Raw genomic sequence first — 11,900 nt, 5'->3', positions numbered from 1 at the left:
CGACTACCTAATCCTTTTCGATAAGAGCCCTTGAGCAGACCCGGAGACATTCTGCCAGCGGATCCAGCGATCTCGGTCAGGAACACGGCTTCGCCGCCGAAGGGTCACAGCTCGGGTTCACTCCGTCTTAATCGGCTCTGGATGCGCCGCACAACCATGCGGGGACCTCCATTGTTCAGGTAGTGAGTGACGAGCCTCAAGTCATGGCGAAGACCCGAGGGCTTAACCCGTTGCCTGGGGCGCGCGACGGAGACAGCGGTTCCCCCCATCCCTTGCCTGTCTCTGGCGTGATGCGCGTCGGCGACGAAGTCGACGAGGGGAGCAAGCGCTCGCTCCCAAAAGTACAGCTCTCGAACCCTGGCGATGTTGGCCTTCGCCTCGTCGATCAACTCGTCGTCGAAGAGCACGCGCTCGAGGGCCGCCGACAACGCCTCCATGTCGCCGGCGGGGACGACGAGACCGAGATTCTCGGCCTCGATGAGCTCCGCGAAATGGTCCCCCGCCGTGACCACCATGGGAAGGCCGGCCCACAGGTAGTCGAGGATGCGGGTGCGGAACGAGAAGGTCGTCTCGATGTGGGAGAAGTGGGTACTGACGCCCGCATCCGCCTCCATGAGGTAGTTCTCGCGATCGGCGTAGTCCACCCAGGACGGATTGAAGAACACGGTCCTGTCGAGCGCGCCGAGGCGGGCCGCAAGCTCACGTGATTCTGAGACGATCGCCATCTCGGGCACTCCGGGATGCGGGTGCTTGGTTCCCTGAAAGAACAGGCGCACGTTCGGTCGGCGCTCGGACAGATCGGCTACCGCCCTGATCAGGATCTTCGGGTCGAACCAGTTGTAGAGCCCGCCACTCCAGAGCACGACCTTGTCCGTCGCTGCGATGCCGGGCACAACGCCCTTCAGTACCTCGCGGCGGTGCTCGGGCGGGGTCGAGGAGAGTCCGAACGGCGCGACACCGATCAGTCCGTCGAGGTCGGGGTCGCCGTCGTAGGTCGCGGGGTTGATGCGGCCGAGAGAGGCGAGCTGTCCCAGCCAGAACATCCGCTGGCGATCTGAAGCGCTGAGGAAGAAATCTCCTCGACTCATCTGCTCGTTGAGCACACCGGTGGCATCGCTGACCTGGGTGGCCCACTCGGCGGAGGGGAGGTGACGTCCCTGCTCGAGCTGTTCGAGGTGCATCGGGTCGTAGATGTCGACCACGACGATCTTGGTGGTGCGACGTAGCGCTTCGAACACCGCCATCGCATGGCCCTGGAACACAATGACGTCGGCCCACTCCTCGAGCTTGTCGAACGCCCGGTCGTCGCCCGGCGCCACGTGCGCGATGTCGAATGGCGCATCGATCTGTTCGGTGCCACTCAGGGTGACGAGTGTGACCGAGTTGTCCCGAGAAAGCAGTTCGGCCATGTTCCAGGCGCGGATCGCCGGTCCGGCGAGTTTCTTGCCGATCGGATCGCCGGTGATGATGAGAACCCTCGTCGCGATGGGAGGGTCGGCGACGTCGAAGACCGTGACGATGTTCTCGTATCCGCGCAGGTAGTCCTCGTCCTGGTAGACGGGCGCATCCGCTTCGCCGAACAGTCTCCAGATTCGGCTGTCCGACACCGTTCTCGTCGCCTGGATCTGGTCGCGAGCGGCGCGAAGGGAAGGGAGTCGTTCGACGAACTGATCGATGGCGTACAGTGCCGAGACGGTGATCTTGGGAATCTCGATGTCCGACTCGCTGTCGCCACCCGGCTTGCGCAGGTCGAAGGCCGAAGAGTCGATCTTTCCGCGCGCGATGGCGCGTCGAACGGACAGCGCCATAGCGGCCGGAAGCGCCTCCGCGAGGTTCTTCTCGTCCATATTCTTATAGAGGGTGAAGAGGGCATTCCGTTCGAGAAGGTAGGTCTCCTTATACGAACCGAACTCTTTCATCGAAGCATGGTGCTTGTGATACGCAAGCGATCGCGGCTCGTAGGCGAAGCGCCAACCGCGCAGGTTGAGTCGCCAGCCGAGGTCGACGTCTTCGAAGAACATGAAGTAGCGCTCGTCGAACCCCTCGAGCTCGTCGTAGACGGATCGCCTGACGAACATCGCCGACCCGGTGCCGAACAGCACGTCCTTTGGAAGGTCCGGCGTTGCGGGGATGGCTTCCGCGGTGTCGGGTTTGTAACCCATTCCGTACCAGGTCATTGCCGACCCGATGTAGTCGACGAGGTTTCCTTCCCAATCGAGCACTCGGCTCGCGACGGCGCCGATGCTCGCCGACTCGGCGAACCGCTCGACGGCGGTCCGCACCCAGAGCGCATCAGGTCTCGCGTCGTTGTTCAGCAGGGCGACGAACTCGCCGCTCGACTCTGCAACACCCAGGTTGCAGCCCCCGGCGAATCCCAGATTCTTGGGAGAGACCACCACCGTCACGTGCGGTGCTGCGGCTCGGATGCGTTCCTCGCTGTTATCGCCAGAAGCGTTCTCCACCACGACGATCTCAAGCCGATCACTCGGCCAATCGAGGCGTCCGAGATTGCCGATCGCCTCAATCGTGTCGTCCGTGCCTTTGTAGTTGACGAGCACAACGGAGACGACGCCTGGTCGCAGTGTGGGCATGCCGGCCTCTCTTGGGCGATTGGGAGCCACGGAAGTCTATAACGGAGGTCAGCCGCGGAAGCGGCGAAACAGGCCCGTCACCGCGCGGACCGGGGCGGTGATCCTCCAGGAGAAGCTCTGCTCGAGTCCATCCACCCTAGTCTGGAGCGAAATCTGCTTATCGAGGCCAGCAAGGATCATCTTGCGAGCCAGGTCGGGTGCGCGCTCCCCCGTGAGGCAATAGGTCACGAGGGGCTGCAGCACGCGCTCCCAGGTCATCGTGGCGGCAAACGACTTCACCCGGTCGACCGTGGCTGCGTGCTCGACGTCATCGAACAGCACAGACTCGAGGGCCGATTCCAACCCGGCGACATCCTGAGGTGCGACTACCCGTCCCAGCTCATGATGTTCGATGATCTCCGCGAACGTGTCGCCGGCGGTGCTGACAATCGGCAGCGAGCCCCAGAGATAGTCGAGGATTCGGGTGCGGAAGCTGAAGGCGGTTTCGAGATGATCGAGATGGGTGCTCACCCCGACATCCGCATCCAGAATGTAGTCGGCGCGTTCGTCGTAGGGAACCCAGCCCTCATTGAAGAACACGACCGACCCGAGAAGGCCGAGCTCTTTCGCTAGGTTCTGCGCGTCGTACGACATCTGCATGGTCGGCACGTTCGGGTTCGGGTGTTTCACGCCGAGGAAGAAGAGGCGCACATTGGGTCGGCGTTTGTGCAGCTCCGCGACCGCTCGGATCAGAGTGAGGGGATCGAACCAGTTGTAGATGCCACCGCCCCACAAAATGACCTTGTCCTCGGCGCTGATGCCAGGAATAGTTCCTTTTATCGCGTGGCGCCTCTGCACCGGAGGCGTAGCATCCAGCCCGAACGGAACGACGTCGAGAAGGCTGCGAAGACTCGCGTCCTGATCGTAGGTCGCTGGGTTGATCCGCCCCATACCGGCAAGCTGGCCCATCCAGAAGTCACGTTGTTTGTCCGACGCGCACACCATGAAGTCCGCGCGGAGAATCTGGTCGTTGAGAACGGTGACCACATCGAGACCCAGCGATACCCGGTCGCTCCAGGACCGATCCTTGCCCTGCTCGAGTTGTTCGAGGTGCATCGGATCGTAGATGTCCGCGACGATGATCTTCTCGGAGTCCTTGAGCCACTTGTGGGTGGCTAGGAGATGTCCCTGGAAGACGATGACATCCGCCCACTGCTCGCTCTCTCGCAGGCCGATGGAAGACGCGTCGAAGATCTCGAAGTCGGGGTGGGTCAGAGACGAGTGGACAGTGGACGCCAATTTAACATTGGCCACCGCAGAGAGTGCCTTGGCCATCTCGAACGCTCTGATGGCTGGCCCCGCCATTCGAGGCGCCAATGAATCGGCGGTTACAACGAGTATGTTGCGCTGGTCGGGCATTGGGAAAAAACATCCTTAAAATCAATCAACCGTCGGCCCCCGGATACCGACCCGGACGACGAGGGAGATCCGGCACGAACCCCGCGTGCCTGCCTCATGTTAACACTGGGCGGTGCCGAAGACAGTGTGAACGCGCGTGGGTGCGATTAGGCTGACCTGCGTTATTCCGCACGAGAAACTACGTTGGGGCCACCAGTGACCATCCAGATCAATTCGAGCCCACCCCGAGATATCAAAGCGACAGCCGTCCGATGGATCACCAGGTTCTGGGCCGTGGCACTCCTCGTGATCGTGGGGTTCTCGGCGACCCTCACGAACGTCGATAAAAATGGGCCGACGTTTTCGCCGTACGACGAGTGGGTCTACTACGACTACATCACGAAGGTTCCGACCGAGGGCTTTGTGCGCCAGGGCGAAACGATCGGCGAGGCTGGCCTTGAGGCCATGGCCTGCAACGGCGACACGTTCGGTCCAAGAGGCGAGCCGTGTACCGGGCCGACGGGCACCTACGACACGCCCTCGGTCTACCCGCAGCAGGGACTCACCACCGCCGACCTCTACACCCCCGCCTATTTCGCCCCCACCTGGGCGGTAGCGAAGGTCATTCAGTTCGTCACCGGCGTTTCGCTCCTGACCGCCGCGCGAGCTGTCGGGTCACTCTGGCTAGTCGCCGGGCTCATCATGCTCTATCTGCTGTGCCGCGAATTCAAGCTGAGTAAGAGACTGACGCTCGGGCTCGGACTCGGAGTGATCGGCCTCGTCTCGACGCACTACGCCTTCAGCTACATCAGCACGGATGCTCCGAGTCTCGTCGCCGGAGCCACCGTCGCCTTCCTGGGCGCGCGGTTTGTGAAGTCAGGGAGATTCGGAGGTTGGTTGGTCGCCGCCTCGGTGATCGGAACTCTTCTCAAAGTCACCAATATCTTCGCTGTCGGCCTCGTTGTCATCATGCTGGTCATCTACGCGATCGTCCGGCGGCGCGCGCCCGTGAATGATTCCATTCCGCGATCTCGCACGATGATCAAGTGGGCCCTGATCGCCGCCGTGTCGTCCGCCGTCGCGCAGGGGATCTGGCTCCTGATTCGACGGGCGACGCGCGTGGGCGACGGACCCGATCAGGGTTTGTCTGGCAACGTCACGCCCCACGGGCTGGCCGCGAACGTATTCGTCTTCTTCTTCCCTCGCGATGGGATATCAGGAGTCAGCCCGATACCAACCCTGTTGACCGCACCTTTCATAGTTCTGGTCATGGTCGGGATCTTCGGATGGTTCATTAGCACCCGAGGCTGGACCCTGAATCGAGCGTGGGCCATAGCCACGGCGGTGGCGTTCACCGTGTTCGCACCCTTGCTCGCGCTATCGATGCAGGTGGTTCTTGGAACCGGCGCGCCGGTCTCGCCCCGCTACGGGCAACCGCTCGCGCCGATGTCCGTGGTGGCGGTCGGAATGCTGGTTCGCAACAACCTCAGCGAATGGCTGATTCTTGCCTACGGAGCCGGGCTCAGCGTGCTCGCCCTGTTCTGTCAGATCGGATAGTCGAGCGTCTCAGCGATCCGATGCATTCAGCGCGGCAGGCTCTCGCAGGCGATGCCGTCGTTGTCTCGATCGAGGCGAGCGATGTCACCGTAGGCGGGGTAGTAGAGGTTGTAGAAGGCCTGCGCCTCAGGTTGCGTCGAGAAGCTCGAGCAGTTAATGCCGGAGCTCGGCCGCGGCGGAACCGTCGGCTGCACATCAGGAACGGGCTGGCTCAGCGACTCGCAGGTGATCAGGTTCTCGACACCGGAAGTCAACGCCGCCGGACCGCCGAGAAGCACGTGGGTCGTAGCGCCGAGGCGCGCCATCTCGGCGAGAGTCGAGGCGTAGACGCAGTTGCCCGGGGTCACGAACAGCGGCGCGTGATCGTGGCCGGCGAGCGCCGCGCCGGCGAGCGCGTCAGCAAATCCTGAGCCCACAGCCAGGAACACGGTCGGCGCGGATTCGAACGACCCGTTGTTGATGGCCACGGATGTCGAGTAGCGGTCCGCTCCGGCCAGGCGCGAGACGACGCCCACCCCGGTCACCGTCCGGAGGGACGCCGAGAGGCTTTCCGACACGACTGCGGTGCCGCCCGCGATCTTCACCGACGTGACGTGAAGCGAGGTGAGCAACTCGCTAGTGGCCGGCGCGACGGCGGAGGCGGAACCGTCCACCAGGACGACCGGAGCGCTGACGCTCCCTGCTGCGGCGGAGGCGCTCAGCGCATCCGGGAAATTCGTTCCGGTTGCGACAAAGGCGCTCGGGCTTCCCGCGGGGAATGCGTTGCGGTTGATGGTGCGGGAGGTCTCGTACCGATCCACTCCCGAGTCGCGACGAATCGCCGGTGTCATCGCGGAAAGCTGGTCGTAGACCTCCGGCGATACCGCCGCGTTGCCGCCCACCACAACGATCAGCTGCGGCGCGAGACGCGTGATCTCCGCGGCCACCACGGCGGGAAGCGAATCAGGGGCGGTCAGCAGCAGCGGACCTCCGAGAGCGGCCGCAGCGGGCGCAGCACTCAGGGCGTCCGGATAGTTCGTGCCTGTCGCGACATAGGCCACCGGTACGCCTTCCGCGAATCGGGAGGCTATCGCCACGGACGTCGAATACCTGTCGCCACCGGCCAACCTCTGCGGCGTCGAGGTGACCGCCCCCGAGGTGACCGCCCCCGAGGTGACGCCGGGCACAAGGGCATGCGCGGCAGTCACCGGCATGACGAGGGCGATGGCTGTGACGAGGACGGGTAGAAGGCGGAGCGCTATCACAGAGACCAATCATGGAGTTCGGGTTGGTCTGAGCATAGGAGACGCGATTCATCGTCAACACTCCCCGTATGGGGGCCGCTGGGTGCCCCCTATGCTCCGAGGAGGCTCGACAGGTAGACGCCGTATCCGCTCTTCCGCAACGGCACGGCAAGACCGGCGAGTTGATCGTCGTCGATCCAGCCCGCACGCCAGGCGATCTCTTCGATGCAGCCGACCTTGAACCCCTGCCGGTCTTCGATGACACGCACGTACTCGGATGCCTGCATCATCGATTCGAAGGTGCCGGTATCGAGCCAGGCGACTCCTCGGTCGAGCACCTGCACCTGCAGCGCCCCGGCGGCGAGATAGCGCTCGTTGACCGTGGAGATCTCCAGTTCCCCTCGAGCACTCGGCTCGATGGTCTTGGCTATCTCCACCACGGAATTGTCATAGAAATAAAGACCGGGCACCGCATAGTTGCTCTTCGGGACGACCGGCTTCTCCTCGATCGACTTGGCGACCATGTTCTTGTCGAACTCGACAACACCATAGGCCGTCGGATTCGCCACGTGGTACGCGAAGATGAGGCCGCCGACGACCTCCCCATTCGTGCGAAGCGACTGCCCCAGCCCCGCGCCGTGGAAAATATTGTCGCCCAGCACGAGAGCGACGCTCTCGTCCCCGATGAACTCCTCACCGATGATGAAGGCCTGCGCGAGGCCATCCGGCGACGGCTGTACCGCGTACTCGAGACGGATGCCGAGGGCGCTACCATCGCCGAGCAGCGCCCGGAACTGCTCGTTGTACTCGGGAGTCGTGATGATCAGGATCTCCCGGATGCCCGCCATCATGAGCGTCGACAGGGGGTAATAGATCATCGGCTTGTCGTAGATCGGCATCAGCTGCTTGGAGATACCACGGGTGATAGGCCACAGGCGTGTTCCGCTGCCGCCGGCAAGGATGATTCCGCGCATGGTTCAGACGACCTTCGTATCGAGCGATTTGTAGAACGCGCGCGCATCCGCCCACCGGGGAAGCAACCCGAGTTCGGCGGCTTCCGCGAGCGACGGCGCGTCCGTGTCCTTCGGGGAGAGCAGGAGTTCGCCGATTTCCGGGGGGAAGACCAGTCCGATAGCCGGGTCCGTCGGATCGATCCCGTGCTCGCGGCTCGCGTTGTAGGTGTCGCTCACCAGATAACTCACCGTCGCGTCATCGGTCAGCGCCACGAACGCGTGCCCGAGCCCCTCGCCCAAATAGATCGCACGTCGATCGATGCTGTCGAGCAGCACCGAGTCCCACTCGCCGAAGGTGGGCGAGCCGACCCGGATGTCGACGACAAAGTCGACGACGGCCCCATGCGGAGCCGTGACGTACTTAGCCTGTCCCGGCGGGATATCGGCGAAGTGAATCCCGCGCACCACGCCTTTCTGAGACACCGAGGTGTTGGCCTGCCGGAGATCGAGGGAGTGGCCGACGGCCTCCTCGAGCAGGTCATGTCGATACCACTCGAGAAAGACGCCGCGATCATCTCTACGTTGGATCGGGGTTATCTCGTAGGCGTCTGGTATTGATAGCTCTCGGATTTGCACGTCTACGAGCCTATCGGAGGGCACCGTTCGGCAATCCCGATCGGGCTACTCGGGAATGTGGAGTGAGTCCAGGTAGGCCGCGATGGTCGGCTTTGCTGCGCCGACGGCCCTGAGCTCTCCACGGTTGAGCCACGCTGCGTGGTCGCACATGTTCTGGACGGTGTCCATCGAATGGCTGACCAGGATGACGGTCTTGCCAGCCCTCTTGAAGTCCTCAAACTTGCGGAAGCACTTCTCCTGGAATTCGGCGTCTCCTACCGCAAGGACTTCATCCACCACGAGGATGTCCGGGTCGACATTGATGGCGATAGCGAAACCGAGACGCACATACATGCCGGAGGAATAGTTCTTCACCGGCTGGTCGATGAACTGCTCGACGCCCGAGAAGTCAACTATTTCGTCGAACTTGCGGGTAACTTCCTTCTTCGACATCCCGAGGATCGAGCCGTTGAGGAAGATGTTCTCCCGGCCGGAGAGCTCGGCGTGGAAACCGGATCCCACCTCGAGCATCGCCGCGATCTTGCCAAAGTGGGTGATTTCGCCCTTGTTCGGGTAGTAGATGTTCGCCAGGCACTTAAGCAGAGTCGACTTTCCCGAGCCGTTGCTCCCGATCAATCCGAAGGTCGACCCGATGGGAACGTCGAAAGAGACGTCGTCCAGAGCCAGGAAGTCCTCATGCACGGATGTCCGACCGCGCATGATGGCGGATTTCAGGCTCTGATTGCGCTCGTGGTACATCCGGAAGCTCTTGGTGACATGATCCACACTGACAGCGATGTTGCTCACAGGGCCTCCGCCAGGTTGCGTTCGTTCTTGCGGAAGACCAGCATTCCGAACCCGATCGCGGCAAGCGACCAAAGCACACAGATAAGCCATTCGTTCGTGTCTGGCCAGCGATTGTCGTAGATCAATTCTCGGAAGATCGCCGTGAAATGCACCATCGGGTTGAGTTCGTAAAGACCGAGAATCGTAATGGGTGTTCCCAGCAGGCCATCGTGTTTGGCTGATTCATTGGTCACCAGGGAGATCGGGTAGATGATCGGCGTGAGATAGATCCAAAACTGGAGAACGATCCCGAGGAGATATTCTGTGTCACGGAAGTACACCGTCATGATCGAGAACAAAAGACCGATCCCGGCGGCGAACACCGCGAGCAGCGCCATCGCGACGATAACCAGCGGCAGCCACGGAAGCACAAACCCACCGGCGATCGTAATTGCAATAAGCAGCACGACCATTTCGAACGCCCAGTTGTAGGCGCTCGCCCCGACTGTCGACAGTGGGAGCACTATGCGACTGAACGACACTTTCTGAATGAGACCGGAGTTCGCGACAAGCGAACCGGCACTTGTCGACACCACGCTGGAAAAGAAGGTCCACGGGAGCAATCCACACAGAAGCCACAACGGAAACACATCGAGACCGCTCGGGCTCCCGGGAGGAGGGTTGCTCTTGAAGATGAACCCAAAGACGAACGTATAGATGAGCATCAAAGCAAGAGGGTTGACCAATGACCAGAGTTGGCCGAACACCGTGCGCTTGTACTTACCCCTGACCTCGCGAGAGGTGAGGTTGAAGAGCAGCTCGCGGGAGCCCCACACTTCGTTCAGGTATTTCATCGATCCTCGCTGGAGTTCACGTGCGCTCACGAATCGAGCCGTGAAGCTCGGAACAATCTAGCCTAGAAGTATGATTACCTACCGATGACACCCTCCGCGCACCAGCCTTCCCCGCCCGTGGTCGGTGTCGTGACGGTCAGCTTTGGCTCGGCCGACGTGCTCGGCGGATTCCTGGATTCCGTGCCGGCCGCGAGCGCTCTTCCCCTCGCCGTCGTCGTAGCAGACAACCGCGCCAACGACTCCGAGGCCGAACGCCTGGCTCGCGCGGCCGCGGCGTCCTATCTGCCTCTCGATCACAATTACGGCTACGGTGGCGCGATGAACCTGGCGGTGCGCACCCTGCCGAATTCGATCGAGTGGGTGCTGATCAGCAACCCGGATGTTGTGCTGCAGCCAGGCTCGATCGACACTCTTCTCGCTGTCGGAAGCACAGATCCTATGATCGGAGCGGTTGGTCCGTCGATTATGACGGATGGCGCGGTGTATCCGTCGGCGCGAGCTGTGCCCTCCCTGCGCACCGGGATCGGTCACGCCCTCTTCGCCAACATCTGGATCGGCAACCCGTGGACGCGTGCCTACCGGCGCGACACGTCCACCACTGAAGAACGCCGGGATGCGGGCTGGCTCTCGGGGGCATGCCTACTCGTGCGTCGCTCGGCATTCGACAGCCTCGGCGGATTCGATGACGGATACTTCATGTACTTCGAAGATGTCGACCTCGGCTACCGACTCGGCAAGGCCGGGTTCAGGAACGTCTACGAGCCGGACGCGGTCGTGACGCACAGCGGGGCCCACTCGACCAGCGACAACTCCGGCCTGATGATCAGAGCCCACCACACGAGCGCGCGCCGGTTCCTCAGCCGAAAATACTCGGGTTGGGTGCTATGGCCGGTGCGGGTCACTCTGTCGATCGGACTCGCCGTGAGGTCGGCCTTGCTCGCGCGGCGTTCGCGGCGCCCCTGATTGGCAACGGGAGATCATGACCCTCATATCCCGCTCGGTCTCGCTGGTGCGCCGGCTCGGCCTCGAGTCACCGGCTCGCCGTGCACTCACGAACACCCGTAGCGCCGTCGCAACCTGTCGGCGACTTGTTCAGGCCATTCTGAACGGCACCCACAAAACGGCGGCAACGATTCGGCGACTGCCGGAGCAATGTCGGCGGACACGGGCCTACCGGGACCTCCTTCGGGGCCCGATCGTTTTCGAGGAACTCGTCGGCACCCCGAGTTCGACTGCCGTGGCCGTCATCGTCTGTCTCTGGAACCGGCCGGAACGGTTAGCCGACATTCTTGGCATCCTCTCTTCCCAGACGACGGAGTCGACGATTCGACTTGTGCTCTGGAACAACCAGCCTGACCATTCCGCCCAGTATCGGCGGGCCATCGACGAGTTCACACCGACGGAGATGTTGAACAGCGTCGAGTTCGTCGAGTCCCCGCACAACATCGGAGGGATGGGCCGGTTCCTCGCAGCGCGCGAGCTGGTAGCGCGAGGCTACACCGGTGCGTACATCATGATGGACGACGACCAGAACTTCGGGCCGACCTTCGTCAGCGACCTCCTCGCCGCAGCTACTCCGCGATCGGTGCGAGGGGTCTGGGCGTGGACGAACGACGGGGCGTACTGGAATCGCACGCAGCTCGAAGCGACCGGCCAGCTAGCGGATCACATCGGTACCGGTGGATGCGTGTGTGATTCGGCCATCGTCAACGACCCCGAATTCTTCCACTCAATCCCCCCACGATTCCTCTTCATGGAGGACATCTGGATGAGCCGCTACGCAGCACACAGTGGATGGACGCTCGCGATGGTCGAGTCGCCGTTCTCGTTCGTGCTGAGCGAGCGGGACCAGGGTCACGCGCTCTTCGATCGCAAGGAAGACTTCTTCGACTGGCTGAGCATCCCGGGGCACATCCCCACGAGACCAGCCTCGCGCTCGTGAGA

At 62.4% G+C, this 11,900-nt stretch carries 10 protein-coding genes; 3 read left to right on the top strand and 7 right to left on the bottom strand.

Annotated features, from left to right (window positions below):
- Positions 1 to 104 precede the first annotated feature (104 nt).
- Together IV501_RS14805 and IV501_RS14800 are read right to left on the bottom strand one after the other, a co-directional pair.
- Entirely contained in the window at positions 105 to 2,591 is a 2,487-nt protein-coding gene (locus IV501_RS14805) for a glycosyltransferase (protein ID WP_200554795.1), read from the bottom strand.
- Positions 2,592 to 2,639: 48 nt separating this feature from the next.
- Positions 2,640 to 3,869 (bottom strand): glycosyltransferase family 4 protein, encoded by a 1,230-nt coding sequence (locus IV501_RS14800; RefSeq protein WP_234698098.1) that lies wholly within the window; start codon positions 3,867 to 3,869, stop codon positions 2,640 to 2,642.
- A gap of 393 nt (positions 3,870 to 4,262) precedes the next feature.
- Between IV501_RS14800 and IV501_RS14795 the strand changes: the two genes are divergently transcribed.
- Entirely contained in the window at positions 4,263 to 5,525 is a 1,263-nt protein-coding gene (locus tag IV501_RS14795) for a glycosyltransferase family protein (protein WP_200554797.1), read from the top strand.
- A gap of 26 nt (positions 5,526 to 5,551) precedes the next feature.
- Here the strand turns inward: IV501_RS14795 and IV501_RS14790 are convergent, their stop codons facing one another.
- The 5 genes from IV501_RS14790 to IV501_RS14770 all read right to left on the bottom strand — a co-directional run bounded on the left by IV501_RS14790 (position 5,552) and on the right by IV501_RS14770 (position 9,956).
- A complete protein-coding gene (locus tag IV501_RS14790; RefSeq protein ID WP_200554798.1) occupies positions 5,552 to 6,769 on the bottom strand; it encodes a cell wall-binding repeat-containing protein in 1,218 nt (405 codons plus the stop codon).
- 89 nt (positions 6,770 to 6,858) lie between these two features.
- On the bottom strand, positions 6,859 to 7,722 hold the full coding sequence (gene rfbA / locus IV501_RS14785) for a glucose-1-phosphate thymidylyltransferase RfbA (protein ID WP_200554799.1): 864 nt from the start codon (positions 7,720 to 7,722) through the stop codon (positions 6,859 to 6,861).
- A 3-nt stretch (positions 7,723 to 7,725) separates the two neighbouring features.
- Positions 7,726 to 8,337 carry a dTDP-4-dehydrorhamnose 3,5-epimerase family protein gene (locus IV501_RS14780; protein ID WP_200554800.1) on the bottom strand — a complete coding sequence of 204 codons (612 nt, stop codon included), beginning with the start codon at positions 8,335 to 8,337 and terminating at the stop codon, positions 7,726 to 7,728.
- Positions 8,338 to 8,382: 45 nt separating this feature from the next.
- On the bottom strand, positions 8,383 to 9,123 hold the full coding sequence (locus tag IV501_RS14775) for an ABC transporter ATP-binding protein (protein WP_200554801.1): 741 nt from the start codon (positions 9,121 to 9,123) through the stop codon (positions 8,383 to 8,385).
- On the bottom strand, positions 9,120 to 9,956 hold the full coding sequence (locus tag IV501_RS14770) for an ABC transporter permease (protein WP_200554802.1): 837 nt from the start codon (positions 9,954 to 9,956) through the stop codon (positions 9,120 to 9,122). The genes IV501_RS14775 and IV501_RS14770 overlap by 4 nt, the downstream gene beginning before the upstream one ends.
- 84 nt (positions 9,957 to 10,040) lie before the next feature.
- Between IV501_RS14770 and IV501_RS14765 the strand changes: the two genes are divergently transcribed.
- A complete protein-coding gene (locus IV501_RS14765) occupies positions 10,041 to 10,919 on the top strand; it encodes a glycosyltransferase family 2 protein (protein ID WP_200554803.1) in 879 nt (292 codons plus the stop codon).
- Between the two features lie 16 nt (positions 10,920 to 10,935).
- Positions 10,936 to 11,898, top strand: a complete 963-nt coding sequence (locus IV501_RS14760; RefSeq protein ID WP_200554804.1) for a glycosyltransferase family 2 protein — start codon at positions 10,936 to 10,938, stop codon at positions 11,896 to 11,898.
- Positions 11,899 to 11,900 lie beyond the last annotated feature (2 nt).

The organism is Lacisediminihabitans changchengi, assembly GCF_016634425.1.
Taxonomy (GTDB): Bacteria; Actinomycetota; Actinomycetes; order Actinomycetales; family Microbacteriaceae; genus Lacisediminihabitans; species Lacisediminihabitans changchengi.
This window is presented reverse-complemented; position numbering and strand designations above follow the sequence as displayed.

Coding starts and splice junctions, on each gene's coding strand:
- IV501_RS14760 (WP_200554804.1), top strand. CDS start 10,936: ATGACCCTCATATCCCGCTCGGTCTCGCTGGTGCGCCGGCTCGGCCTC.
- IV501_RS14805 (WP_200554795.1), bottom strand. CDS start 2,591: ATGCCCACACTGCGACCAGGCGTCGTCTCCGTTGTGCTCGTCAACTAC.
- IV501_RS14770 (WP_200554802.1), bottom strand. CDS start 9,956: ATGAAATACCTGAACGAAGTGTGGGGCTCCCGCGAGCTGCTCTTCAAC.
- rfbA (WP_200554799.1), bottom strand. CDS start 7,722: ATGCGCGGAATCATCCTTGCCGGCGGCAGCGGAACACGCCTGTGGCCT.
- IV501_RS14765 (WP_200554803.1), top strand. CDS start 10,041: ATGACACCCTCCGCGCACCAGCCTTCCCCGCCCGTGGTCGGTGTCGTG.